A 26473-nucleotide genomic window follows, 5' to 3' on the forward strand; every position below is an offset into this window, starting at 1 on the left:
ATATTTAAGGTGCATACAGTTCATGCAATGCTTTAATCACGTTGATGCAATAAATGTTTGAGCCATACAGCATTGGCGAACGTAAACATTTACATAAATAATTAAACGGAAGGTATCATTCATGCAAAAAGCTCTTAAATTAGTTGCCACAGTGGCCGCATTTGTGGCAATTGCTTATATCGTTTTTTTGGCAGGCGATTTAGCGATGTCTCGTCCTCTACTTGCACTAATACCGGTGGCGGTATTGCTTTTCAGCGTGGTAGTGTATGTTCGCATTAAAGATAAACAAGACTAATTGGTTTTATTAGTTCTACCAACTGCGCTATTCATAGTGCTGCTGTAACCAATGAACTATGGCGCTGTAGTTACCTTTGAACACAATTCGGTCTTTGCGCTTTTTTAGTTGATAAAGGTACATAGGGTCGTAGTAGTCAACAGTGATTGCGTGCAACCAGTGCTGGTGGCTGCTAAAAGCGTCTGCATGCTGATGTTTAATGGCCGCCTTCATCAGCGCCATTATTTCTTTGCTGCGCTGACTGCCGAGGCGTTTGTTTAGTCTTTGCAAGCTATCTGTTAAATAGTCTGAAAATGCCTGTTCAGCGCGCTGTTGGTAGTTTTCAGGATTTATACATTTGTGATGCGCAAGGGTGTCTGCATAGCGCTGTACAACATATTCTTGCAAGAGCTTATCGATGCGTTGCTCCAACGGCACTTCAAGCACAATTATATCGCTGACGGCCATGGTCATATTAAGCGTTTCTGGCAAGTGAATGCCGCCAATGTTGCGGCTTTCATCTTCTAATATTATGCGCTGTCCCGGATTGTTTTCACGCATATTTAGCAGCGATAGAATAAGTGAGTGTTCAAAATTTATTTGCATAGGCTGCTGGTTTAAAGGCCGCCCAAAGCTTGAGCCTTTGTGGTTGGCATGACCTTCAAGATCGAGGCTGTTTGGCAGCATTTTGAGAATGTCGGTTTTACCTGTGCCGGTCATGCCCGACAAAACTGTGAAGCGCTGTTGCGTACAGGCCTTTTCTAAATAATCCAGTAAATATGTACGCAGAGATTTAAAACCGCCGTCTACGCGCGCGCAATCAAGCCCACTTTCCTTTAGCCACTGTTGGCTAAGCTGCGAACGCAAACCACCGCGAGCGCAGTACATTATTGCATTTGGATGCTGGCTTAAAAACTGCTGCCATGCCTTCACTCTTGCATGCTTAGCGTCGCCATTTACTAGCTGGTGGCCAAGTTCAATGGCTGCCTGCTGTCCGTGCTTTTTATAACAAATACCGATAAGCCGGCGTTCCTCATCATTTATGAACGGCAAATTAACCGAAAACGGTAGGGCGCCTTTTGCAAATTCGACCGGCGCTCGCAGGTCGATCATGGGAGTCTGTTGTAGCAAAAGTGTTTTATATGCAGTACTTGTTACTAAATCCGTTTTATTCAAATCATTACCTCAATTAACGGATGTGGGTCGTTTACGCTTATTTCTTGTAAATAGCCAATCGCTTCATAATAACAACCGGCTTGTGTCAGTAAGTTTTTAGCTTCGCCTAGCGCTTTTGGCGCGATAGCCACAAGTAGTCCACCGCTGGTTTGTGGGTCGCATAGCAGCGCCTGCGTAATGGCATCTATTTGTGATATGTGCTGGTGTATGCTGTCCCAGTTACGCTGGCTGCCGCCTGACACACAGCCTTGCTTTATATAGTCATATATAGCGCTATCTAATATTGGTACTGCGCGGCTATTAACGGTGGCTTTAAGGCGGCTGCCTTGACATATTTCTAATAAGTGACCAAGTAAGCCAAAACCTGTCACGTCGGTCATTGCGTTTACGCCATTGAGGCTGCCAAGCTTCTCGCCAATGGTATTTAGCTGCATCATGCTGTTAACCGCCAAGCGGCTGTGCATGGCTTTGAGCTTGCCTTGTTTTTCAGCCGTGGTGAGAATACCTACGCCCAGTGGTTTAGTTAAGAAAAGGTGGTCACCAGCTTTGGCAGAACAGTTTCTTTTCATATGCGCTAATTTTACGCGACCGGTAACGGCTAGGCCAAATATGGGCTCGGGTGAATCAATTGAATGACCACCTGCTAGCTGTATGCCCGCTTCTTGGCAGGTGTGCCTGGCGCCGTCTATGACGCGCTGAGCAATGTCGGGTCCAAGGCTTTTAGTCGGCCAGCCGAGTATCGCAATAGCCATAATGGGTGTGCCGCCCATGGCATATACATCGCTAATAGCGTTAGTGGCTGCCACTTTACCAAATTCGAAAGCATCATCAACAATGGGCATAAAAAAGTCGGTGGTGCTAATAATGCCACTGCCATCGCCTAAGTCATACACTGCCGCGTCGTCTTTTGTGCTGTTGCCTACGAGTAACTTAGGATCGGGCGTGGGCACAAAATCTGTCTTTAGAAACTGTTCGAGTAGGTTTGGGGCAATTTTACAGCCGCAGCCTGCGCCGTGACTAAATTGTGTTAAACGTATTTTATCTGACATGCACTACTGACTTTAAGGAACAAGTGCATAGAGTACTTGTTTTGCGCGCTTAAATCATAGTTAATGCGTAAAAGAGCACTGTAAACAAATCTTTAGGTTTATCCTCAAGGAGTAGGGTTAAGCTCATTTACCCATAAAATACTTTCATCTTTGAAAATTTTGACTGCTGAAGCGGTAAGGCTATAGAATTCGCCCGTGCCGTTTTGCGTGTAAACTGCTTTATTCATTTTAGCGTTAAGACTTATGCGCTTAAAAACACGGTTGCTGTTAGGTCTTACATCACGCTATAAGACCATTACAATTGGCGTAAGGTATATTATTTACGTAATTTTACATTTGGCGTTTAATTTACGGTACAAAAGCACTAAATTATCATTTCGTTTAGACTAATTGATAGATATAATCGTAACATACACCTTATTCATATTACATCTGTAAAGTCTTTCATTCTTGCCATCTCAATAGGTCAATTCATTAATGCAAAAAAAGTATACTGAACAAAACGCGCCCTTACTTGGTTCTGCCCAAAACTGGTCTATTGCTGATGCCGAGCGCACCTATGGCGTGTCAAGCTGGGGCGGCGGCTATTTTAAAATTGGCGAGAACGGCAACATACATGTGGTACCCGATCAAAATAAAAGCGACACAAAAATAGACTTTGCCTCGGTACTTAAAGAAATTAACGACGAAAATGTTCAATTCCCGGTGGTGGTGCGGTTTCATGACGTATTGCGTTCTCAGGTTGTGAGCCTAAACGAAGCGTTTAACGACGTTATAAAAGAAGCTAACTACACCGGCAGATATAACGGCGTTTACCCGATAAAAGTAAACCAAATGCGCGAAGTGGTAGAGGAGATTGTAGATGCCGGTGCGCCATATGACTTTGGGTTAGAGGCTGGTTCAAAACCAGAACTGCTCGCGGTACTGGCGTACAATACAAATGCCAACTCATTAACGATATTAAATGGTTATAAAGACGAAGAATTTATAAAGTTAGCGCTATTAGGGCGCAAACTGGGCCGAAAAGTGGTGGTGGTAATTGAAAAGTTCAGTGAGCTAGCCATGCTTGTTAAAATTAGTAAAGAGCTAGATATAGAGCCTATTATAGGTCTGCGCAGTAAAATGCGCAGTAAAGGTCAGGGTCGCTGGGTGGGTTCAAGCGGCGATAGAGCTAAATTTGGTTTAACTATTTCTGAGTTAATCAAAGGCGCGCGTTATTTAGAATCGCAAGGGATGGGGCATACGCTTAAGCTTTTACATTTTCATATTGGCAGCCAGCTTCCCGACATACGCGCGATTAAAGACGCGGTGAATGAAAGCGCGCGCATTTACGCCGAACTGCACAAGCTAGGCTTTAAGTTAGAATATGTGGATGTAGGCGGCGGTTTAGGCATCGATTACGACGGCAGCCAGTCTACCAACGATTCATCGCGCAATTATAGCCTGCGCGAGTATGTGGCTGACGTAGTTTACGGTCTGCGAGAAATGTGCGACCTAGAAGGCGTGCCTCACCCGAATATCGTGTCTGAAAGCGGGCGCGCAATCACCGCTCATCATAGCTGTGTTATTACTGAGGTGGTGGGTGAAATTAAACCCGAAGGCGTCGACCTTGATACAGTTGCCACCGAAAATGAACATGTTTTACTAAAGAACATGCGCTATTTGCACGAGTCTTTATCTGAGAACGATAATTATCAAGAGGTATTTAACGACGCCTCTCGGTGGAAAGAACAGGCCTCTCAGGCCTTCAGTTTACGTGTAATAGGCATGGAAGAGCTAGGCAAAATTGAAACACTTTATTGGCAAATATTACGTTTCGTGCATGCTTACTATCAGCAAGCTGACTTCGTACCAGAAGAAATGCAAGATCTTGACTATGCATTGTCGTCGCAATATTTGTGTAACTTTTCTGTGTTTCAGTCAGCGGTAGACAGCTGGGCTATTGGCCAACTATTACCCGTTGCGCCGCTCACAAACCTGCATAAAGCGCCCGTAAAAAACTGCTCCTTGGTAGATATTACCTGCGACAGTGACGGTAAAATAGACCGCTTTGTAGTTGATCACGTCTTAGGTAAAGTATTGCCACTACCTGAACTAAAAACAGATGAAAAGTGTTATTTAGGCATATTTTTGACCGGCGCATATCAAGACGTAATGGGCGACATGCATAATCTGTTTGGGCGCTTAAATGAGGTACACGTATTTAGCCTTGAAGACGATCCAGAGAAGTTTTATATTGAAGAAGTGATTAAAGGGACTACCGTTGAGCAAGTCTTATCGATAATGCAGTATCACCCAAGCGCCATGGCACTTGACGTGAAAAAGACCATAGATAAAGAGGTAGCCCTAGGTAAAATCAAGCCACGCGAAGGCGTGAAATGGACTGACTTTTACGAAGAATGCTTAGGCGGTTATACTTACCTAAGAACTGAAAAGTAATGGCGAATATTTATACCTAATACATTTTTTGTTAATGACTAATAACTTGCGCGGTCTTGTTTTTTTCATCATCTTTATGAATAACAGCTTGCTCCCAAAACTTTGCGCTTATGGTGTTGATGAGGTTGCTTTCGGCATTCATTAAAATGGCAATGCCGGTTTCAAGCGTGGGTGAAAACGCGACATCGGCCCTGTATCCTTGCACCCAGCCGCCGTGATAATTTACGTCGATGCCTTTAAAATTGTACACGCGCCAGCCTAAACCATAATGAGCCGTTATAAGGTGCTTTCGCCACTCGCGTCTGCCTAGCTCGTTTTTAGTTTCCACGCGTGGTAGTGTCATTTGCTCAACCATGGTGGCATTCACCACCTCTGGGTATTCTAAGAGCATGGCGCGTAGCCAAATTTCCATATCGCTAATACTGGCGTTTACCCCTGCGGCAGGTGAGAAGCGATAATAGTCCTCTTTTACCGCTACTTTTCGCCACTTGCTTCTAGACACTGCTGCATGGGGTTTAGCCCAGTTGCCAGAATTTTCAAGCGCAGTGCGGCCCACCGAAGACTTCATTTTAAGCGGGGTAAAAAGATCTTTGGACAGTTCTTGTGAAAAGGAAGAGTTCTGCGTTTTATAGTACTCTTCCAACACGCCAAAGAGGGCATTTTGATAGGTGTAGCAAAAGCCTGGCTTACAAATACTGTCTAATTTACCCATTTCTCGCAGTACTCGCGGGCGATTGTAGTTTGCCTCTATTAAATTGTCGTAAGCGTTAGGCATAAAGCCAGTCGACTGGCCTATAATATGGCGCAGCAATATAGGTTTGTCGTTAAAATTGTCAAACGTATACTCCGGCGTCAGTGTTGCTAAGGGTGACTGCCAATCGAGGGTTTTTTCACTGTTTTGTTTAGCAACGAGGGTTGCGGTGAAGGTTTTTGAGACCGACGCTAGTCTGAACTTCGTGTCTCTATTAATGGCAGTGCCACCGTGCTCAGTTAAACCATAGTATTTGAACTGCGCAGGCTGTCCCTTTTTGACTATAACGACCGCAAATCCGGGTATGTTGACTTTTTTGGCCTGCACAGCAACCGAATTAACGTAGTCATCTATCCAGTCGTTTTCGTTTACTTGAGCTGATGGCCTAAACACTACTAAAAGCAAGGTAAATGCTAACAGCAAAGACCAAGCTTGCTGTCTTGATAAACCTTGAATACTTTTTATAATGTATGGCGTCATAATACAACTCGTAATAACAGAAGCTAGAATAGGGCTGGCAGATTGATTATAAGTTCCGAAAACAAGGTGTTTTTATTTTGTGTTCGGGTACTATTTACGAAAGCTTACCATTTATTAGGCAAACATGTTAACAACACAAATATGTGAACAAGCTCGACTAGCGCGCGATCCCCGATTCGACGGTTTATTTTTCATTTTAGTGAAAACCACTAACAGGCAGGCAGTTTAAGTGAAAATGTGAGTATATTATTGACGTATAGGCCACCGTACAACTGGCCACAGCTGCGCGATTTTCTGGCCAAACGCCAAATACATGGCAATGAGCAAGTGCACGAAAATGGCTTAAGCAAAATTTTGTCAGTGGCAGATAAGCGCGGTGATGGGTCTAATGAGTACGTGCCGATAAAAGTCGACATTACTCATGCGGCCAAGCAAAACGGATTTTATTTAACCTTTAATGCAGCGCATTCTCGCCACACCTTAAGCATTACTAATACCATAAGACGAATGCTCGATTTAGATATTAATCCGCAGCTAATAGAAACGGGACTGCGTAATGCAGGCTTACCCGAAAATGAAATAGTCAGCGGGCTTCGTATTCCTGGCGTTGCGAGTGGGTTTGAAGCAGGGTGCAGGGCTATTTTGGGTCAGCAGGTGTCGGTGACGGCGGCGGTGAATAAAGTGAACCAGCTGCATGCGTTTTTTGCTGAGCAAAACGGGGTTTATGACCTTGTCTTTCGTTTCCCCACGCCTGATGAAGTGGCTAGTAATGACTTACTTTTTTTAAAGATGCCGGCGGCAAGGCGCCAGTCCCTCATTTCACTAGGAAAATTTTATCAGCATTGTGAGCCTTTGGCGGCGCTTGAAAATGATGAACCTAGTGATACTGCTGGGCTTACTAACACTGCTGAGCTTACTAACACTGCTGGGCTTATCAATATTAAAGGCATTGGGCCTTGGACGGTAAATTATGTGTTGCTGCGCGCGATTGGTGAAAGTGATATCTGGTTAGATACAGACCTGGTGATTAAACAACAACTCGCTAAGCGCCGCGAACAGGGCCGTGCCATAAATGCCGAGCTAGCTGCGCCGTGGCGCAGCTACTTAACGCTGAATTTATGGCGTTTAGCGGGGTAATCGCATTAGTATTTGGCGTAAAAAAATAATAAAGGGAGTAAATATCTTGGCCGATAAACAAACCCAATTTAAGCAGTTAAGTAATATTCAATCAAGTAATATTAACAACGCACCTTGGCCGTTGCAAAACGAAGCAGTAGATGTTGGTGAATATGTTAGCCAAATTCATACGCCACAGGGTTATATTCAAATGCACGCTAACGCTAACGCCATTACCCGTATTGGGTTCGCAGATACCAGTATTTCAGAAAAACTAAACCCTATAAGCGAGCTTGCCAAAAGGCAAATGCTGGCATATTTAATGGGTAATTTAAAACAGTTTAACTTGCCACTTGCGCCTAAAGGCACCGGGTTTCAGCAATCGGTTTGGCAGCAGTTGCTTAAAATAGCGCATGGCCAGAACGCCAGTTATTCTCAAATCGCCACCGCGATCAACAATCCTAAAGCCTGCCGTGCAGTGGGCGCTGCAAATGGCAAAAATCCCATTGCAATTGTGATACCATGCCACCGCATTATAGGGGCTAACGGCAGTTTAACCGGTTATGCAGGTGGCTTGCCCCGAAAATCCTTTTTGCTTTCAGTAGAACGCTAAACAAAACAACGTTTTTCTAAGAACGTTTATATCATCAAAAATTAACACAGAGACACACTATTGAGAATGCAAGATTTCCTAGAGCTTTTGCTGCTAGGCGCTATTTGGGGCTCCTCGTTTATGCTCATAAAATGGGCTGCGCCCGAATTTGGTATTTTTGCGCTAGTAGAAGTGCGTGCTATTGGCGCGACTATACTGCTCATTCCCTTTGTTTTTTTGAAAGGACAGCAGCAAGATTTATTCAAGTATTGGCCGCAGCTATTGGTGGTTGGCCTACTTAACACCGCCATTCCATTTTGTTTGTTCAACTATAGCTTGTTGCATATTGAAGCAGGTTTAGCCGCAATTTTAAACGGCACCGCGCCCATGTTTGGCATGCTAGTGGCGTATTTGTTTTTAAAAGAAACCATAGGCTGGGTAGGTCTTGTTGGCGTACTAATGGGCTTTGCCGGCGTAGTGCTCATTAGTTATGCGCAGGCCACAAATGCAAACGCCAGCGTGTGGCCGGTGCTAGCAATATTGCTAGCTACTCTTTGCTATGGCATTGTGGCCAGCTACCTAAAACACAGTATGAGCCATGTGAAGCCCTTTGCAATTGCTGGCGGCAGTCAGTTCTTTGCGGCTTTGGTACTGGCACCATTTGCTTTAATGAATTTGCCAGAGACGATGCCAAGCTCACGAGCACTTACCAGTGCATTATTATTGTCATTTGTATGCACAGGCTTTGCTTACGTACTTTATTTTGACCTTATTGCTAAAATTGGCCCTTCGCGTGCGCTTACTGTGGGGTACTTAGTGCCTTTATTTGGGGTGCTTTGGGGTTATATTATATTAAATGAAAGCTTAACGATTAAAGAACTAGCCGGTGGCGCTTTAGTGATAATTGGCGTTATGTTGGCCACTAATATTTTTTCTCGTTTCAAGCGCAAACCAAGCATTGTAATACACAAGTAAGGCCTTGACTTTTAAGGATCCTATACAAGTTTATAGGGGATTAACAATTTTAATAAAGTGTAAATAATTCTGACAATTACCTTCGGTTTTTGTACACTTTGCAATTTATATCTTCAAGGACAAATAATGGCACTGTCAGTTATCATTTTAGCCGCAGGGAAAGGGACTAGAATGAAGTCTAGCCTGCCGAAGGTTTTGCATAAAGTTGCGCACAAACCCATGGTTGAGCACATTATCGACAATGTATACGCGTTAGGCTGTAGCAACATTAATCTTGTCTACGGCCACGGCGGCGATTTGCTAAAAAGCGCGCTGGCGAAGCATAAGGTTAACTGGTGTTTGCAAGCCCAGCAGCTCGGCACTGGGCACGCTGTAATGCAGGCCATAAATAACGTTAACGATAATGACGATGTGTTAATTGTAGTGGGCGACGCCCCGCTTATTTCCACCACGACTTTACGCAATTTAGTAGACGTCAAAAAAGAAGCTGACTTAGCGCTGTTAACCGTTAATTTAGACGACCCAACCGGCATGGGCCGCATAGTGCGCGACCCTTCCAACCACAATAATATTACCGCCATAATCGAGCATAAAGACGCTAGTGATGAACAGCGCCTGATTAAAGAAGTAAATACCGGCATGATGATTATGCAAGGCCACGATTTAAAACGCTGGTTGGGCAACTTGTCTAGCGACAACGCACAAAACGAATACTACCTTACCGACGTAATTGCAATGGCGGCCAAAGAGGGCAGGCGTATAACAGCTGCGCACCCACAGTGGGATCGAGAAGTTGAGGGCGTGAATAATCGCGCTCAATTAGCCTCGCTTGAGCGCGCTTATCAATTACGCGAAGCAAACAACTTAATGATGCAGGGCGTGTCTTTAGCCGATCCGAGTAGAATTGATATACGCGGCAAGCTTAGTGTAGGTGAAGACGTATTTATTGACATAAACGCTATTTTTGAGGGTGAAGTGACTATTGGTAACAACGTGCGCATTGGTGCCAACTGCATATTGAAAAACTGTCATGTAGGCGATAATACCCATATAGAAGCGTATTCACTGCTTGAAAATGCTACCGTTGCCAACGATTGTAATGTTGGCCCCTATGCGCGCTTGCGTCCCGGCGCAGATCTGCACCAAGGCGCTAAAGTAGGCAATTTTGTGGAAATCAAAAAGGCGGTTATTGGCAAAGGCTCAAAAGTAAATCACCTAAGCTATATTGGTGATGCCATTATAGGCCAAAACGCGAATATAGGCGCGGGCACCATTACCTGTAACTATGACGGTATAAACAAATTTATTACCAAAATAGGCGACGGCGCATTTATTGGCTCAAATTCATCACTTGTTGCCCCCGTGATTATTAGCGCGGGTGCAACAATAGGCGCAGGCAGTACCATTACAAAAGCAGTTGAGAACGATCAGCTAGCCATTGCACGCAGCAAGCAAAAGAATATTTCAGGTTGGCAAAAGCCGACTAAACAAACTAAGGAATAACAATACCATGTGTGGAATAGTCGGAGCAGTTGCCGAGCGCAACGTTGTACAAATTTTATTGGAAGGCTTAAAGCGCCTTGAGTACCGTGGCTATGATTCAGCCGGTGTTGCCTTAGTAGATACAAACAACCACAACAAACTGTCGGTGGTGCGCCGCACAGGCAAGGTAATAGCGCTTGCCAACGCCATTAACGAGACCAACGGTTTAGGTACCACTGGGATTGCACATACCCGCTGGGCCACACACGGCGGCGTAACCGAAGCAAACGCCCACCCACATTCAAGTGAAGAACGCTTTGCGGTAGTTCACAACGGTATTATTGAAAACCATAAAAGCTTGCGCGACATGCTCACTCAAAAAGGTTTTACCTTCACCTCAGACACCGACACTGAAACCATTGCCCACAGCGTTGCCTTACATATGCAAAGCACTGACGATTTGTTAAGCGCGGTGCAAGCGGCGGTTAAATCATTCAAAGGTGCTTATGGCGCTGTGGTAATGGACCAAACTACGCCAGAAAAACTAGTCGTAGCGCGCTCAGGCAGCCCCCTTGTTATCGGTTTAGGCATTGGCGAAAACTTCTTAGCGTCAGACCAAATGGCTTTGCTGCCAGTAACGCGCCGATTCATCTTTTTAGAAGAAGGCGACGTGGCTGAAATTACTCGCACCAGCGTTAAAATTATAGACGGTAACGGCGATATTGTAGAGCGTGATGTTGTAGACAGCACCGTAGAGCACGACGCCGGCGATAAAGGTGGTTATCGCCACTACATGCTAAAAGAAATTCATGAGCAGCCGCTTGTATTGCGCAATGCCTTAAATGGCAGAGTAAGCAGCGAAGGCATAGCGCCTGGGATATTTGGTGAAGGTGCAGATGAGATTTTCAAGCAAACTAGCTATGTGAAAATTATCGCCTGCGGCACCAGTTACCACGCAGGCGTTACCGCTAAATATTGGCTAGAACAGTATGCAAACGTGCAGTGCGATGTTGAAATTGCCTCCGAATTTAGATACAGACGCTCTTACGTACCAGCCAACAGCTTGTTAATTACTATTTCACAGTCGGGCGAAACCGCCGACACGCTCGCCGCGCTTAAACTAGCTAAAGAAATAGGCTACATGTCGAGCTTGAGCATTTGTAACGTAGACGGGTCGTCGCTTGTTAGAGAATCGGCTTTGAGCTTTTTAACCCGAGCAGGCGCTGAAATTGGCGTTGCCTCTACCAAGGCCTTTACCACGCAGTTAGCAGCTTTGCTTATGTTGGTGCTGAGTATTGGCAAACATAAGAATATGGACCCGACAGTTTCGGCAAATATCGTAAAAGCGCTTGTGAGTTTACCCGCTAAGTTAGAGGAAACCCTAGCACTGGCAGGTGAGATTGAAAACCTAGCAGAAGAGTTTTCAGACAAGCAACACAGCCTGTTTTTAGGCCGAGGGGACCAATACCCCATCGCGATGGAAGGCGCACTTAAGCTTAAAGAAATTTCGTATATTCATGCTGAAGCCTATGCCTCGGGTGAGTTGAAGCATGGCCCGTTGGCGTTGATAGACGCCGATATGCCGGTGATAGTGGTTGCGCCTAACAATGAACTGTTAGAGAAGCTTAAGTCGAACGTGGAAGAAGTGCGTGCGCGTGGCGGTATTATGTATGTGTTTGCTGATAAAGAGGCGCATTTCGAGAGCGATGACACTATGCGCGTGGTGCAAGTACCTCACTGTATGGAGTCGGTGGCGCCTATTGTGTATACCATTCCGTTGCAGTTGTTGTCGTATTATGTGGCGTTGATTAAGGGGACTGATGTGGATCAGCCTAGGAATTTAGCGAAGTCGGTGACAGTGGAGTAGATTTAAAAATACCAAAAATGCTAGTGTGGGTGAACAATAAAGTTGTTACGTAGACAATAAAGTAGTTACTAAACCAATATAGTTGTTAACTTTTATAATCTAAATTTACTTTTGGGTGAAGATTTCAGCAGAGAAAGAGGCCAAACCTGCCGTTAATTTTTAAGTTATGACCGTCGCAAAAGTGCCAATTACCGTCATTGAGGCTTTCTTAAATTGAACTCATTTTTGCAACTAAACCGTTCCTCTGGTTTTTAGCTAAAAGGGCAAATACACAAGCTATAGCGGTCATTAGAGGATCATACTATATTTAGGTAAAAATCATTTTGAAAATGAAAATGAAAATGAAAATGAAAATGAAGGTGATTAGGCTAACATAAGTCATCCAAGTTATTGATAATTCGTTTTAATTGTCCTTATGAAATCCATTCGTATTTTCTTATTTGTCCTCAGTCTATTTGCCGCTAATTTTTCTTATGTTCAGCAAAATGAGTTCAATCATGCATCGCAGAATGAACCAGCGCAAACTGGTCAAAGCGTAACGAATCAAAAAAAGTCTGCTAAAGCGATTGGAGATTTAGATAAAACGCTCAACCGTATTCTTAAAACCAATGGCATTACCGGTATGAGCTACGCCATTATCGATTCACAAGGAAATTCCTTTACCAATGGTTTAGGGTTAGCAAAACTCGAAGGAAAAGTCTCTGCAACTGCCGATACTATTTTTCGTATAGGCTCTAACTTCAAAAATATTTGTAGATTTGGCTGCTTTAAAATCAGTAGATGAGAGCAAGCTCGATTTGCAAGCATCACTATGCACCTAAACCGAAGCATTTCAGCGTATCGTTGAGTTAAATTCTCATTATCATTATTAATATGATCTTGATGACTGCGTTTACATCCAGTTCCTTCGTCATATAACGTGCAGCATCGGTGTCTTCCTATAAACTAATCACCATGCAAGGCGAAAGCGTGCTAATAAAAAAAGCCACTCGTTCTTGCACGAGTGGCTTTATAACAATACAACTGGATTACCTAATAGGTGAATCGAGCTTGCAAGTACCAAGAGCCGCCGTTAAAACCAAATGGACTTGACTCTGAATACAACTCCCCCGAACCTCCTGCACCAGGATTTTTCTCAGGATAGGCATCAAGAAGATTATCTGCACCGAGCACAAATTCGAGCTGTTCGCTGAATTGATAGGCAACTTGCGCATCAATTAGTACTTGTGCACCAACTCCATTCACACCATTTCCAGTATCATCCCATCCGCCATAATAATTTGCGCGTAATAACGTTCTGATATTCCCTTCGGTGTGCGACCACGATACGTTAGCTCGCGTATTCGGTAGCAAATCCTCAATTGCTGCAACTCGCCCTGCACCGATAGGATTGACTGTTCCAACACTATCAACTTCAGTCTTGTTATAGTTGGCCGCAACGGTGACTCTAGAATCACCACCCCACAAATCAAACGAAATATTACCAACAACATCTACGCCTGTTGTTGTGGTGCCAAAGCTGTTAGAGAAAAATCTAAATTGTGATAGATCATCTAGCCCAACAAATTGCTGACGATCGATAATACCTTGTGCATCTAGGCTGGTTAACGCCTCGGATACTGTTTCAAAGTTAGTTCCTGATGGAGCAGCAAATGTGAGTGCTTCAAGAAAGTCTACATTAGCGCCAAGAGCAACTCGGTCAGTTAACTCAATATTGTAATAATCAATCGTCCAAGTCGAACCTGCGAGGTTAAAGCCGACCCCAATTGCAAAGTTTTGAGCATCCTCTGTTCCAAGTTCTGGTCGGCCATTTCCTAAACTTTCTATAAAGTTAGACGCTAACTGCCCCGCCGCCGAAGAAAGCGGCAAAGTACCTTGATCGATAAGTACGCCCTGAACGTTTTGCGTAGTTACATTCGTTATGTTGGCTTGACCCGCAGTTGGAGCATGGAATCCAGAAGAGATCGCTCCACGAATTCTAAAGTCATCACTAAAATGATAAATACCGGCAATTTTATAATCTGTAGTATTTCCAAATTCACTAAAATCTTCAGCTCTGACAGCAACTGCAAGCGTTACCTTTTCAGTAATGTCAGATTCAACATCAATATAAAAAGCAGTACTGTCTTGAGATGCAGATGTATCTGCTGGAAAACCACCGAAGCCATTCGAGCTTGATGAAAATCCCTGACTAGCTAATGGACCAAGTGCATAAGAAGCTTCGTCACCAGCAAACAGATCAAACTCTTCTTCTCTATATTCTGTACCAAAAGCGATGTTTACGTCCGATTCGAGACCAGCATCAACCCGATACACGAAGTCTAGCTTAAATTGGGTTTCAGTTTGTTCTTGACCACCCGGTACAAAATCTCTAGGCGTAGCAGGACCAAGAGAAGCATTAATGGTATTTCGAATGAAGAAATCGGTTTTGTTCGAACCGCGCTGAGCACTCGCGTCATAAAATAAACCGGTGCCTATCTTAAGTTCGCCACGAATACCGACGGCAATAGCCATATCTTCGTTGTTACCACCGAACCTAGGCACAAATCCACCCGGAATAGTGTTAATAAATGAGAAGCAGTTATCGTCAGCAGCTACCTGTGCAAGAAAATTTGGGTCAGGGAACACATTGCCTTCGCCACCAATAGGGATACCTGCAATACAAGAGCCACCAACACCAAGACCATCAAGGTCACCTACTAACACCGAGTGAACTCCGTCAGGATCAGCAAGGCCAGTTAATGGGTCAACTCTTGGGCCTCTGTAAACGCCTCCTCGCTGATTTCCATCAGTGACGGGGTTACGGTAAAAGAAACCACCGGTGACTTCTCTCTCACCGTAGTTACCAAACATGTAAACTTCTGCAGCTTCACTAATTTCGAATGCCGAGTTAATAAAGAACTTTATGTCCCCCTCCACATCCGGTTGGCCCCAGTACTGTGGGACATCGCCTGTGTAATTATTCATTGTTTGAAAATTAAAAGCTGGTGTGTAACCGGCAGAAACCATCGCGGCAACATCGTCTCGCACAACCGACCTTACTGTCCCTTCGACATCTCTTATTTCAGCGGTCAAGCTTACAAAACCAGTATCACCAAGGGGTAATCCGGCGTTTGCGGATAGCGTATAGTTATTACCGTCACCCTCATAAGTAGAACCATAGCGTGTTGAAACTTCAAAGCCTTCTGAATTATCTTTTAAGATAAAGTTAATGACTCCTGCGATAGCGTCTGAACCATACTGTGAAGATGCACCATCTCGCAACACTTCAACCTGTTTTATTGCCATTGATGGGATTGCAGAGATATCGACCCCTTGAGCTCCATCAGAAATACCACCGCCAAGGAAAGAAATTATAGAGCCTCTGTGACGACGTTTTCCGTTCACTAGCACTAAGACGTTATCCGGAGAAAGTCCGCGCAGGTTTGCTGGTCTTACAATCGTTGCTGCATCACTAATTGGTTGGGTGTTAATATCGAAAGAAGGGATTGCCGTACGCAACATATCTTGGATATCAGACGAAGAATTTATACGCAATTCATCGCCGCTTATTATATCTACAGGAACAGGTGAATCAGCCGCCGAACGGTCCATCATTCTAGTTCCGGTTACAATCACTTTCTCGACGGTACTTTCTTGTTGAGCCGATACTTGAATTGGCAGTGTAGCCATCAGTGCAACTGAAATCGCTATCGCAATTTCGTTCCTTTTCTTAAGCTTACTCTTTTTGTGGGCCATAATTATCATATATTTTTCTCTATTTATTAGGGTAAAAAGCTAAAAAGCTAAAAAGCTAAAAATCTAAAAAACCGTCGTAGTGCCAAGCAAATAGTCTTGGCGAATTCTGTAGCAAATTAATAGTGTTTGCTGTATCCAAATAATGTTTGGTTGTCTGTTGACCTATACTAGGCGCTTGTTTTAAGTCGTCTCAGTATCGCAAATAGGCAATTTGGAAATGTATAATTGTTCTTTCACTCCTAAATTCTAAGCAAGCGTTTAGTCTCATTACAAATAAGCCTCGATTTGTGTCATTGCGTTATTAATTTACAACAAAGAGACTATTTTAAGTTGTAAATCTGCGACAATTAAGCGCACAGACGTAAAAATTAAAGCATTATCTTTGCCAACTTGTTATTTTATATTTTTTATATGTAAATCAATAAACTGTACACTAAAATACAGATTTAAGTTATGTATGCACTGCGTGAACTGCACTGCAATATACTAATTGCACCAATAAAGAGCAAGATTTTACTTGGAAACTCTAAAGTCGTCGAGCACGTTAATATCAAAGCTGTTTATTTTTGCTTGTATGTTTTCTATACTCTAAGAATCAAAACGCAAAATACATAAATTTGGATCGAGAGCAGATTATTGTTATTTAAAAAATAGGTCAGTAGGAGGAAAATTTGTTGTACAAAAATAACCTAACATTACTAAGTTTACTTGGGCTTAGCTTGACGTTGGTGTCATGCGCTAAAATTGATGTCGCTGCATCAGCAACATCTTCAAAATGCATTCGTGCTGATATGGTGCTTTACAACACCAAAATTTATACTGCAAATGAGGCGCAGTGGACAGCTGAAGCAACAGCAATATTGGGCGATAAAATTATATTTGTGGGAACAAACGCAAAGGCTGTCAACTATATGTGCGGTGGTGCACAGATAATGAACATGGCTGGGAAATATGTTTACGCAGGTTTTACCGATAGTCACCAGCACGTGGAAGGTGTCGGACAGCGGCCAAAAACGTTAAGCCTTTTTGGTATTAACTCACTGAAAGAAACTGTCAACGCCATTGAAGCCTTTTCAGTAACAGTGCCTGCAAATGAATGGGTACAAGGGCGTGGCTGGATTGAACGAGAATGGATAGATGAAAAAAGATTTCTTAGCAAACATGACGTTGATTCATTTACCGCGGATAAGCCTCTATTTATGCCACGTGCGGACGGTGTGTCAGCCCTTGTTAATTCCAAAGCACTCGAGCTTGCAGGCATTACTAAAGATTCTCTTGATCCACTTGGAGGTAAGTTTGAGCGTGACGTAGACGGCTCGCCCAACGGTTATATCCTAGCTTCGGCAATGGATATTTTTCGAGACATTATCCCGCTAAAAACACGTGACTATAAAAAAGACAGTTTGGTACAAGGAATGTTTGAGAACGCTAAGGTTGGCTGGACAAACACTCAAGACGCTGGCATGCCCTACGTCAACGTTGAAATAATAAAAGAGATACAAGCAGAAGGAAATATGGCTACCCGTATTTACGCGGCAGCAAATGTTATAGAGGCGTCAACAATGCTTAAGCGTGGACGTGAGACAACCCCCGACAATATGTTCGATTTACGTGGTATTAAAGTCTATATCGATGGCACACTTGGTTCGCGCGGCGCCGCACTTCTTGAAAATTATGCAGATGCTGAACATAATGGGTTTATGAACCGCACCACGAAAGATGAACTTGACCCGATTTTACGTGAGGCATTACGTAAAGGTATTCAGATTCAAACCCACGTAATTGGGGATCGAGCCGTTCGGGCAGTATTAGATTGGTATGAAGAAGCCTTCAGTGCTGTGCCAAAATCTGAATGGGCCGTGGCTGACCCAAGATGGAGACTTGAACACGTGCAAATTATTCCCGCTCAAGACCAAGCACGCCTTGTTAGTCTTGGTATTCTTCCATCCATGCAAGCAAGTCATGGTATCGGTGACCTTAACTTTGCGCCAGATAGACTTGGTCCTGACCGTCTTGGTTATGCTTACCCATGGCAGCAATTGGTTGATCGCGGATTGATGATACTTGGAGGATCTGATGCGCCAGTGGAACTTGGTGATCCACGAATTGAGTTTTACGCGGCAGTCACTCGTAAAAGGCTTGACGGAACATCAGGCGAAGGATGGCATCCGGAACTCGCAGTAAACCGCGAAACAGCCCTTAAGATGTTCACCATTTGGCCTGCCTATGGTGCATTTCAAGAAGATATTCGTGGCTCCGTAGAAGTGGGAAAATATGCTGATTTTACAATATTTGACCGTGATTTGCTTACTGTTTCAGAAGCAGATATTTTGACATCAGAAAACCTAATGACCATTGTAGGTGGAAAAATTACTTACCAAAAATAGAGGCGACATGGTCGCTAATATCGAAGCTAAGTAGAAAATGAGAGCGAACTATCGATTATGATACTGAAATTAAAATGGAGAGTAGCCACAATACTCAGATGAGTTTACGTATGTTTGGTAAAAGTCCAGCAGAACCTATGCTCGCAATGTGCATCCGATATTATGAAGAGGTATAAAACTGTGGCAACGGCAATATGCTAGCCATTGCGCCGAGTCCAAAAGAAAAATTTGATGAAATGTATTAGCCTTGCGTGCAACTGGTTACGGCAAGCCTAGATAACGTCTATACTGCGTATTTCTGTGATATTACTACGTTTCGTTACAGGTGGCTTTTGAGTAGGATGATGTTTATCAGGAGGAAGTTACACTTATTTTGGTTGAAATGACAACTGTCAATTTCTTACGTTGGTAGTCTATTGGTACAAGAACATTGAGAGTCTTATGCGAACGTTCCTCTCATGAAATGACGGTTAAACGTGCTCAATCCAATGTTGGGAACTAAAAAAGCGTTCAAGTCACTTTGTTCTGACATTAGAGCGTATAAACCAAGCTGATTCGCGATTATACCCTCGTGCTTGCGCCGCATAGCGGCATGTTCCCCTAAAGAGCCTTGGAATAAAACAAGCTTATTGAATAGCAGTCACCGTTGAAACTTCAACAAATTTGGGTTATACATATAAGCAACTATGTGCTTTGATAATTTTGATTCTAAAATGGAAATTTTTATTTACTTAAGGCACTTGATTTTGACCGTATCAAGATTTTAAAAAATACTAAAAAACTAGGACGTGTTGATCTTTGTAGTATAAAAATAAGCGGCATGTAAATAAGGTATAATTAACTCCGCTAAGAATAAACGATAGCAAAACTACATCCCCAGATTAAGGTTAACAGATGAGACATGGAATGTCTTATCCACAATGATGCACTTAAGTGGTCGAATTTATAATAAGCCGGAGAATAGAAGAACCCTGCAAAGGCATACTGTTCAAGATGCGAACAGGTATTCCATGGCCCGACCTACCCCCTTACTTTGGTAAGTGGAGCGCTGTTTTCAGGCGGTTTAACTTATGGTCAAAAAAGGATGTTTTGAACGAACTGTTTCGCGTACTTACTTGTCATGCTGACACCGATTGGTTATTTATTGATGGCAATATTGTAAGAGCGCATCAGCATAATACCGGCGCGGCCACCGCTGATGATGAGTCAATAGGCAAAAGTAGAGGTGGGAATTCCACCAAAATTTACCTTGCGGTAGATAGCGGTGGTTTGCCTGTCTACTATGAATTATCTTGTCGAAATACGCATGATATTATCCATGGCGAGTCGCTAGTAGCTAATTCTCCTGCCAGCAAAATAGTGGTTGCAGACAAAGGTTACAGTAGTGAAAAATTAAGGGATTATATTCGTGAAAATGACGCTACACCGGTTATTCCGCGAAAGGTGAATAGTTTAGTGGGCAATGACCATATTGATTGGTGTATGTATAAATATCGACATTTGCTTGAGAACGCCTTTGGCCGAATTAAACAATATAGGGGGATAGCCACCAGATATGAAAAGCTAGAGCGAAACTACCATTCAATGGTCGCTCTCGCGTTTGCCATGATGTAGCTACCAATGTGGGCTGATTAATTTATGTATAGCTAAGATCAGCACGCCCTAGCATATCAAGCAAGTTCTTAGGGTAACATAATAGATTTATTTGCCTCACTTTTGTATTGTGATTTTGAGTAGAGAGCTTTAGGATTGTTAAAGTATGAATGAAAATATACAAATTCTTATCGTTGAAGATGATGAGGCAACTCGGTATATATGTGAATTTGCACTTCACAATGAGGGGTATCAGGTTACCAATGTGACAAATATCGCTGAAGCGAGAACTGCACTGGCGAAGATACATTTTAGTCTAGTGGTATTGGACTTGAATCTTCCTGACGGTAAGGGAATTACTTTGATTAGAGATTTCAATTGGCAATCTTTTTTGATTATGACGGCGAGTGCCACTCCCCTAGACCGTTATCAGGGCTTTAATTCCGGTGCTATGGATTATTTGGTTAAACCTTTTCATCCTGGAGAGCTGTTGCACAGAATAAAAAATATATTATTTAATAAACATAGCCAATCTGTAAAAAGTATCCAATTTGGTGAGTGGATGTTGGATCTTACCAACCATACCTTCAGCCAGGCTGGCGAATTAGTTGAGTTGACACGTGGTGAATTCGCCATTTTAACTATGCTGGCGAGCGCTAAGGGTAGAACTCTTAGCCGTGATACTCTGCTCATATCAGTCGCCCGAGAGTCAGGGGATGGGCACCCTCGGACTGTGGACGTTTTAATCTCTAGATTGCGGAAGAAAATCGAGAAAGAACCACGACGGCCTTGTTATATCTTAACTATACCGGGACTTGGATACCGTTTGGCAGATACCTTGTAGGCATGATGATACCAATATCAGCTCTGCTCATTCTTTCCCTTTTTTCTTCAATGCTGTACGGTAAAGATAAGACGCTGAGCCTAAATGAACAACAACAGCAATACCCAATGGGGCATCTTTTATCACTTTATGAAGATACATCGTCATTAATGTCCATCGAAAATATTGTAGACCCCTCGACTATTTTTTCACCTAGCCAAAGCGAAGTCCCCAATTTTGGTTTCACTGACTCGGTAATATGGTTTCGCTTCAAGCTCCGTAACGATAGTACTCTTTTTACGTGGTGGCTTGATATTGGTCACGCTCGCTTAGAACACGTAACTTTGTACCAGTTCACACCTCAAGGTTGGCAAGCACAACATAGAGGTATGGCAAATCCTCTCAACAACCCACTGCTAAGTATTCGCAGTGACCCGTTTCCTATTACGATCGCACCGGGCGAGTCGCAGACTTTCTATGTGCGGGTGCAATCACGCACTGCGCTTTCTTTGCCAGTTAACCTATGGCAACCTTTATCATTTAACGCATTTATCGAATTTTCTTCGTTGCTGAATGGCGCTAATCTGGCTGTGATAATCATTTTAACCCTCTACTCGTTATTGACTTGGTTGCTAACACGTAAGTTGCTCTATCTTCAGTTTGCCCTATTTTCCTTCAGCGTATTTCTGTTCTGGTCTACGGTGGGCGGTCATTTTCATCAGTATATCGGCCTACTGCCACAGGCCGAGTCTATAAGGATCATCTCGTTTTTTGCTTCATTAGTTAACTTATGTTATCTAATTTTTGCACGGAACTTTCTACAAAGCCGACATTATGCTCCCTTATGGGACAGACTTTTAATACTACTGATAGGCATTATTGCTCTTGAGATGGTATTGTCCATATGGGTCAACTTCAGTATTTTAGCTCGTTTCATTACTTTAGTCATGTTACTCAGTAGTTTAGTAGTATTCTCAACAGCCATCGTCATTCTGGCTAGGGGCTACAAACCAGCCCAACTATTCATCATTGTTCAAGCTATTTTATTTCCCTCTATCGTAATAAGAGCGCTGGGCATGTTTAGCATATTGCCCATTATGTTCGGCCAAATCTCTATATTTATAACCATCAGTATACTGATGCCTCTGCCAGTGATGTTATATAACCGCCGAATGAATTTCCTTGCGCGCGAAAAAGAAACAGCGCTTGCCCAAGCCATGAAGATAGAACAGATGATGGTTCAGGAACTTGAGAAACAAGTGCTCGAACGTACCCATAAACTCAAAGTGGCTCAAACGCGGGCAGAGGAGGCCAATCTTGCCAAAGGGGAGTTCCTTGCAGTAATGAGCCATGAGTTGCGAACACCAATAACAGCGATAGCCGGGGCGGCGCAACTAATCGACACGAATAGCCTGAATGAGCAAAATCATCATTTGCTAAAGACCGTGCGCCATGCAAATAAACAACTCCTAACACTCATTGATGATGTACTTGACCTAGCTAAAATGGACGCTGGACAATTAAAGCTGAAAAACAAAATCTTCTCGCTGAAACAAGTATTGCTTGATGTAATTACATTACTTACGCCAGAAGCTGAGGAACGTGGATTAATCCTTAAACTGGAAACTGAAACACTGCCAGAACAGGTCCAAGGAGATGCATCGCGCTTACGACAGATAATCACCAATTTGATAAGTAATGCGATTAAATACACCGATCACGGCCTTATCACAGTAAGAGCAGAGCTGCTCGAATCCGATGACGGTATGCTACCTATCTATATTTCGGTGGAAGATACCGGACGTGGTATTCCTAATAGATTGAAAACACAAATTTTTAGGCCTTTTATACAGGTAAACAGCAACACTAGTGAGCCCGGTAGCGTTGGCCTAGGTTTAGCAATCTGCAAACGATTGGTAACTGAGATGAACGGCACTATCGGTGTAGAAAGCGAATTAATGCAAGGCAGTCTATTTTGGTTTACGGTAGACCTGCTCCTGCCCAGTAAGCAATCCAATTTGGTGAAGACTCACTTTAAGAGCGTAGCGCCTATACATATTCTACTGGTGGAAGACATCGCGATTAACAGAGAAATCATTACGCTGCTGTTAACGCAAGACGGCCATAGGGTTACTGGTGTGGCGAGCGGACAAGAAGCACTTGACTTGTTAAACGTAGCGCCATTCGATTTGGTGCTTATGGATATACAAATGGCGGGTACAGACGGCCTGCAGGCAAGCGTTTTAATCCGCCAACAAGCGCATCAAAACTGTATCCCTATTATCGCCTTGACTGCCAGTTCTAGTCTTCAGATGAGCGTAAAATGCCGCGCGGCAGGAATGAATGCTTTAGTGAGCAAACCTTTATGCCTACAGACACTGTATGCAACGCTCGCCGCTCACACCACTATCCCAATGTTAGACTGCTTAGAGCCTCTAGATAAACAACAAATAATGGACCCACTATACGGTTTTAGCGATATTGACTCCAAAAGAATAACAGCAATTAGCCAACAAACATTAATCGAGGAAGGAGACAAGTTAACGACCGCTTGGGCAAATCAAAACTTAATACTTTTGGCCTTAGCCGCGCATAAAATTGCCGGTTGCGCCGCCATGACCGGTTTGACTGAACTGTCAAATATCAGCCTGAAATTGGAGGCAGCGGCCACAGCAGCGGATATTGAGCAACTCTATATCCTGATGGATTTATATAATAAATATCGCAAAAACTGAAAAAAATGAATATAATTACGATTTTGTTAATATTGTATTAACACACGTTAACTGACTATTTACTCTGAAATGTTATTTTTGCAGAGCTTGGTGATTTCCATCAAGAATAATGTAATGAGGAAGTTTAAATGAAAAATCTTAAAAGTTTCGTCTCAGGCACACTTTTAGTTGTTGCTGCTAGCTTAATGGTTTCTACAACTGCGAATGCACAGAGTGGATCTCGCCTTTGTGGCGTAACCATGGGTACAACGTTTGTCGGGGTAGAGATACAACAACCGGGTGGACCAGGTGGAAGAAACGCAGCGAATAACTTTTGCAATCAATTATCCAGTGAACTTTATAATAAGCTTACAGCTGAAGGTGTACCTGCAGCCTTGGTTATACGGTTGAACCCGCGTACTGAGTGTGAAGCTGTGGCAAGGACTATTTCTGGTGGCCAAAATAGTGAGTCGATATGTAATCTGATGGAAAGATCAAGCGTAGGTAACGGAGCTAATCCGTATACGGTTAAATTCACAGGAAATGGGTTTGTAGCTACGAAGGTATAGTAGCTAAGTAAGTTTAACATAAGACATTAATCTAAAAGAATTTAAGCAGACTATCGTCTTCCACGGTTCTTTTAGATTACCAAATATCGTTTAATGAAATTAATGTTGTTCATGACTCAACTAAGTATATTTTTTAACATTGAGTTACCTAGTAAATGTCAATTAACATGACCGGTTCAAGACTTGTTGAGACCGTCAACGTTTTTATCAGCGTGCCCAATGGTTACGACTCATTGAAAATTTTGACTTGCTCATTATCTGACTTTCTTGTTTGCTTCGGCATAATCATTGCGGTCACTGCACAAGCTGATACAACAATAGTAAACACCCGAAATGGTGCAACAATAGGGTCGATAACAATAAACAAAATAATTACTGCTTCAAAGGGTAATCCTAATGGTGCTAATACAATTGCTAACAATGATAAAAGTGCAATACCGGAAGAGCCAGCACTTGCTATTCCGGCCAACATAGACCCCACAACAACAATAAGCAGCTCACTGACACCTAAATTGACTTCATATAATTGTGCGACAAATATCGTTGCCAGTGCGAAGTAGACCGTTGGCCCGATACGGCATAAACTGAACGTAAGTGGTATTAAAAGATCAACATTTTCTTTGTCATAACCGAGTTTATTCTGCATAGTATTTAAGGACGAAGGTAAACATGCCAGACTGTTTGCAGTGGCAAACGCAATCGCAGCAGGCTCTTTAAATGTCTTAGCGGTTTCTACAAAATTCCCTGTTCTGCTGCGTAACACGATAACACTCAGGATAATCAGCACGACAAAAGAGCATAGCGCTATTATGATAAACTTCAGCATCGATAAAATTACATCAATGCTAACTTGCGAAAAACTACTCGCCAGCAAACCACAGATACCAAATGGCAGCAAATACATTAGCCAATTAACCAATTGAGTAAATGATACGTAAATGGCTTCCAAGGTTGTCATCATATGCTCAGATACTTCTTTTTTTATTGACCCTACAGCGAGTCCAAATAAAATAGAGAAAAATAATATGTTAAGCATACTGCCAGTGGTTAAGGCATGAAAGATGTTGTTCGGTACAATGCTATATAAAAAGTCCTTCAGGATATTTTTATCATTTAATGCTTCATAGGGCGTAAAAATGGATATTTCTAGCTCGGATTCATTTGCTGATTGGACAATATTACCCAGAGACAACTGCGCATCATTACCCAAATTGTTGCCTGGGCCACCTAAAATACCTAAACTGACACCTACTACACCGGCTATCAAAATGCTACCCGCAAATACGAGCAGCATTCGCTTAATAAAACGAGTGTCACCCTTGCCGCTTTTTAAGCGACCAATACTCAACGAGATTGCTGAGATAACAATAGGTAAAATACACATTTTAAGTATATCTAAGTAGATCACACCCACAGGGCTGAAAAAGCCGACATATTCTGGCTTAAAGAAACCAATGTAAACACCAGAACATAGACCAAGAAATATAGCCCAGGGACTTTTCAGCGCCTCAAAATTTATCCATTTTATCTTATGCTTGCTCATACATTTTCCCTGTGAAATTAGGCATACTCATTCAGTATTGCGTTTAATGCTTTTGATAATATCATCGTAATGATAAAGCACTTTATTGGTGGTAAGATTTAAGTTGAGCGAATCGATATAAAACTCTAGTAATTCTTTCAAGTGGCTTGCATTCTTCGATACAGCAATGCCTTTAGGATCCGCGGCATCTTTTAAAGTAACCGTGAGCACGGTTAATGACAAATCTGGATTGTCGCGCACTATTTTTTTAATTTCAGCCTCATCTCTATAAGCGGCAGTTACTTCACCTTTTATAACTGCGTCTACAACATCATTCCAAGACTTATATTCTACTACTTCCATGTTGATAAAATTTCTTTTGGCATACTTCACGTAGGAAGAATTACCGATCACCCCTATTTTGCCTGACAGCGATAGTAGGACCTCTTCGCGAGATCCGCCTTCGAGTTGTTTAGCTAATGATAATTGATTGACGAGTAAGGCTTGGCGCATTTCAATATAGGGCTTCGTAAAAAGAACGCGCTGCACTCTATTAAAAGTAATACTTAGCTTAGAAATACCCACATCAGCTTTTTCATCAGCGATCATATCAACAACTGCCCCCAATGAGGTAGGCGAGCGGTCAAATACAACATCGACATTGAGAAGTCGGGCAAATCCTTTTATCATTTCGACATCGACACCAGTAAGCTGGTTTTCTTCATTAACGTAATAAAACGGTGGCGTATCCTGAGCAAACATTGCAACGACTAACGTGCCACGATCCAGTATTCTTTGAATGTCTGGAGAGAAAGTATTATTAGCGAAGCTTGGTGAACTAAAAAATAGAGAAAAAGCAATTATGATATTGATAATGGCTACCGTGTAATAGTTCATTTATACTCCTATTAGATACTTAGTATTAA

General features: G+C 42.8%; 21 protein-coding genes. 14 read left to right on the plus strand and 7 right to left on the minus strand.

All coding sequences use genetic code 11. The annotated features are described in order from the left end of the window. Nucleotides 1–121: 121 nt before the first annotated feature. Nucleotides 122–295 (plus strand): hypothetical protein, encoded by a 174-nt coding sequence (locus tag BAE46_RS14775; RefSeq protein WP_006005512.1) that lies wholly within the window; start codon nt 122–124, stop codon nt 293–295. A 27-nt stretch (nt 296–322) separates the two neighbouring features. On the opposite strand, the gene mnmH is transcribed toward BAE46_RS14775, so the two are convergent. From mnmH to BAE46_RS15100, 3 genes are all read right to left on the minus strand, one after another. Further along, nucleotides 323–1450, minus strand: a complete 1128-nt coding sequence (gene mnmH, locus BAE46_RS06925; RefSeq protein WP_083256820.1) for a tRNA 2-selenouridine(34) synthase MnmH — start codon at nt 1448–1450, stop codon at nt 323–325. Continuing rightward, entirely contained in the window at nt 1447–2499 is a 1053-nt protein-coding gene (gene selD / locus BAE46_RS06930) for a selenide, water dikinase SelD (RefSeq protein ID WP_006005508.1), read from the minus strand. Before selD ends, mnmH begins: the two co-directional genes overlap by 4 nt. Nucleotides 2500–2603: 104 nt before the next feature. Beyond that, on the minus strand, nt 2604–2726 hold the full coding sequence (locus tag BAE46_RS15100) for a hypothetical protein (RefSeq protein ID WP_006005506.1): 123 nt from the start codon (nt 2724–2726) through the stop codon (nt 2604–2606). Between the two features lie 250 nt (nt 2727–2976). Between BAE46_RS15100 and speA the strand changes: the two genes are divergently transcribed. Then, nucleotides 2977–4938 carry a biosynthetic arginine decarboxylase gene (speA, locus tag BAE46_RS06935; RefSeq protein WP_006005505.1) on the plus strand — a complete coding sequence of 654 codons (1962 nt, stop codon included), beginning with the start codon at nt 2977–2979 and terminating at the stop codon, nt 4936–4938. Between the two features lie 31 nt (nt 4939–4969). Here speA and BAE46_RS06940 read toward each other — a convergent pair whose 3' ends face one another. Then, nucleotides 4970–6169, minus strand: coding sequence for a serine hydrolase domain-containing protein (locus BAE46_RS06940; protein ID WP_083256821.1), 1200 nt, complete (start codon nt 6167–6169; stop codon nt 4970–4972). A gap of 124 nt (nt 6170–6293) precedes the next feature. On the opposite strand from BAE46_RS06940, the gene BAE46_RS15210 reads away from it, so the two are divergent. The 7 genes from BAE46_RS15210 (at nt 6294) to BAE46_RS06970 (ending at nt 12985) form a co-directional block, all read left to right on the plus strand. Beyond that, entirely contained in the window at nt 6294–6398 is a 105-nt protein-coding gene (locus BAE46_RS15210) for an Ada metal-binding domain-containing protein (RefSeq protein WP_141567259.1), read from the plus strand. Between the two features lie 8 nt (nt 6399–6406). Continuing rightward, nucleotides 6407–7306, plus strand: a complete 900-nt coding sequence (locus tag BAE46_RS06945; RefSeq protein WP_070112116.1) for an AlkA N-terminal domain-containing protein — start codon at nt 6407–6409, stop codon at nt 7304–7306. Nucleotides 7307–7352: 46 nt separating this feature from the next. Then, complete coding sequence (locus BAE46_RS06950) at nt 7353–7898, plus strand: methylated-DNA--[protein]-cysteine S-methyltransferase (protein WP_006005499.1); 546 nt, start codon at nt 7353–7355, stop codon at nt 7896–7898. A 66-nt stretch (nt 7899–7964) separates the two neighbouring features. Next, on the plus strand, nt 7965–8852 hold the full coding sequence (locus tag BAE46_RS06955; RefSeq protein ID WP_083256822.1) for a DMT family transporter: 888 nt from the start codon (nt 7965–7967) through the stop codon (nt 8850–8852). Nucleotides 8853–8978: 126 nt separating this feature from the next. Next, complete coding sequence (gene glmU / locus BAE46_RS06960) at nt 8979–10355, plus strand: bifunctional UDP-N-acetylglucosamine diphosphorylase/glucosamine-1-phosphate N-acetyltransferase GlmU (protein WP_006005494.1); 1377 nt, start codon at nt 8979–8981, stop codon at nt 10353–10355. Nucleotides 10356–10362: 7 nt separating this feature from the next. Continuing rightward, the gene (gene glmS, locus BAE46_RS06965) at nt 10363–12201 is read left to right on the plus strand and encodes a glutamine--fructose-6-phosphate transaminase (isomerizing) (RefSeq protein WP_070112120.1); all 1839 of its coding nucleotides are present in this window, start codon (nt 10363–10365) and stop codon (nt 12199–12201) included. Between the two features lie 415 nt (nt 12202–12616). After that, the gene (locus BAE46_RS06970) at nt 12617–12985 is read left to right on the plus strand and encodes a serine hydrolase (protein WP_070112122.1); all 369 of its coding nucleotides are present in this window, start codon (nt 12617–12619) and stop codon (nt 12983–12985) included. Nucleotides 12986–13233: 248 nt separating this feature from the next. Here the strand turns inward: BAE46_RS06970 and BAE46_RS06975 are convergent, their stop codons facing one another. Next, nucleotides 13234–15948: a TonB-dependent receptor plug domain-containing protein gene (locus BAE46_RS06975; RefSeq protein WP_006005488.1), complete on the minus strand. Its 2715-nt coding sequence runs from the start codon at nt 15946–15948 to the stop codon at nt 13234–13236. A 662-nt stretch (nt 15949–16610) separates the two neighbouring features. Between BAE46_RS06975 and BAE46_RS06980 the strand changes: the two genes are divergently transcribed. The 5 genes from BAE46_RS06980 (at nt 16611) to BAE46_RS07000 (ending at nt 24025) form a co-directional block, all read left to right on the plus strand. Further along, the gene (locus tag BAE46_RS06980; protein ID WP_070112124.1) at nt 16611–18326 is read left to right on the plus strand and encodes an amidohydrolase; all 1716 of its coding nucleotides are present in this window, start codon (nt 16611–16613) and stop codon (nt 18324–18326) included. A gap of 872 nt (nt 18327–19198) precedes the next feature. After that, a protein-coding gene (locus BAE46_RS06985; protein ID WP_141567265.1) for an IS5 family transposase occupies nt 19199–19940 on the plus strand; the annotation gives its coding sequence in 2 pieces (ribosomal slippage) (nt 19199–19303 and nt 19305–19940; 741 coding nt in all). Nucleotides 19941–20085: 145 nt separating this feature from the next. Beyond that, nucleotides 20086–20763 carry a response regulator transcription factor gene (locus BAE46_RS06990; protein ID WP_070112126.1) on the plus strand — a complete coding sequence of 226 codons (678 nt, stop codon included), beginning with the start codon at nt 20086–20088 and terminating at the stop codon, nt 20761–20763. Next, nucleotides 20709–23477 (plus strand): hybrid sensor histidine kinase/response regulator, encoded by a 2769-nt coding sequence (locus BAE46_RS06995; protein ID WP_171901012.1) that lies wholly within the window; start codon nt 20709–20711, stop codon nt 23475–23477. Before BAE46_RS06990 ends, BAE46_RS06995 begins: the two co-directional genes overlap by 55 nt. Before the next feature lie 128 nt (nt 23478–23605). After that, nucleotides 23606–24025, plus strand: coding sequence for a hypothetical protein (locus BAE46_RS07000; RefSeq protein ID WP_070112130.1), 420 nt, complete (start codon nt 23606–23608; stop codon nt 24023–24025). A 223-nt stretch (nt 24026–24248) separates the two neighbouring features. Here BAE46_RS07000 and BAE46_RS07005 read toward each other — a convergent pair whose 3' ends face one another. After that, a complete protein-coding gene (locus BAE46_RS07005; protein ID WP_006005867.1) occupies nt 24249–25568 on the minus strand; it encodes a dicarboxylate/amino acid:cation symporter in 1320 nt (439 codons plus the stop codon). Between the two features lie 27 nt (nt 25569–25595). Then, entirely contained in the window at nt 25596–26444 is an 849-nt protein-coding gene (locus BAE46_RS07010) for a substrate-binding periplasmic protein (protein WP_006005865.1), read from the minus strand. Between the last annotated feature and the right edge of the window lie 29 nt (nt 26445–26473).

The sequence above is a fragment of the Glaciecola punicea genome (assembly GCF_001756615.1).
Lineage (GTDB): Bacteria > Pseudomonadota > Gammaproteobacteria > Enterobacterales > Alteromonadaceae > Glaciecola > Glaciecola punicea.

Excerpts from the sequence above, each read along its gene's own strand:
- BAE46_RS14775 (WP_006005512.1), top strand. The coding sequence starts at position 122 with ATGCAAAAAGCTCTTAAATTAGTTGCCACAGTGGCCGCATTTGTGGCA.
- selD (WP_006005508.1), bottom strand. The coding sequence starts at position 2,499 with ATGTCAGATAAAATACGTTTAACACAATTTAGTCACGGCGCAGGCTGC.
- BAE46_RS15100 (WP_006005506.1), bottom strand. The coding sequence starts at position 2,726 with ATGAATAAAGCAGTTTACACGCAAAACGGCACGGGCGAATTCTATAGC.
- speA (WP_006005505.1), top strand. The coding sequence starts at position 2,977 with ATGCAAAAAAAGTATACTGAACAAAACGCGCCCTTACTTGGTTCTGCC.
- BAE46_RS06940 (WP_083256821.1), bottom strand. The coding sequence starts at position 6,169 with ATGACGCCATACATTATAAAAAGTATTCAAGGTTTATCAAGACAGCAA.
- BAE46_RS15210 (WP_141567259.1), top strand. The coding sequence starts at position 6,294 with ATGTTAACAACACAAATATGTGAACAAGCTCGACTAGCGCGCGATCCC.
- BAE46_RS06955 (WP_083256822.1), top strand. The coding sequence starts at position 7,965 with ATGCAAGATTTCCTAGAGCTTTTGCTGCTAGGCGCTATTTGGGGCTCC.
- glmU (WP_006005494.1), top strand. The coding sequence starts at position 8,979 with ATGGCACTGTCAGTTATCATTTTAGCCGCAGGGAAAGGGACTAGAATG.
- glmS (WP_070112120.1), top strand. The coding sequence starts at position 10,363 with ATGTGTGGAATAGTCGGAGCAGTTGCCGAGCGCAACGTTGTACAAATT.
- BAE46_RS06970 (WP_070112122.1), top strand. The coding sequence starts at position 12,617 with ATGAAATCCATTCGTATTTTCTTATTTGTCCTCAGTCTATTTGCCGCT.
- BAE46_RS06975 (WP_006005488.1), bottom strand. The coding sequence starts at position 15,948 with ATGATAATTATGGCCCACAAAAAGAGTAAGCTTAAGAAAAGGAACGAA.
- BAE46_RS06990 (WP_070112126.1), top strand. The coding sequence starts at position 20,086 with ATGAATGAAAATATACAAATTCTTATCGTTGAAGATGATGAGGCAACT.
- BAE46_RS07000 (WP_070112130.1), top strand. The coding sequence starts at position 23,606 with ATGAAAAATCTTAAAAGTTTCGTCTCAGGCACACTTTTAGTTGTTGCT.
- BAE46_RS07005 (WP_006005867.1), bottom strand. The coding sequence starts at position 25,568 with ATGAGCAAGCATAAGATAAAATGGATAAATTTTGAGGCGCTGAAAAGT.
- BAE46_RS07010 (WP_006005865.1), bottom strand. The coding sequence starts at position 26,444 with ATGAACTATTACACGGTAGCCATTATCAATATCATAATTGCTTTTTCT.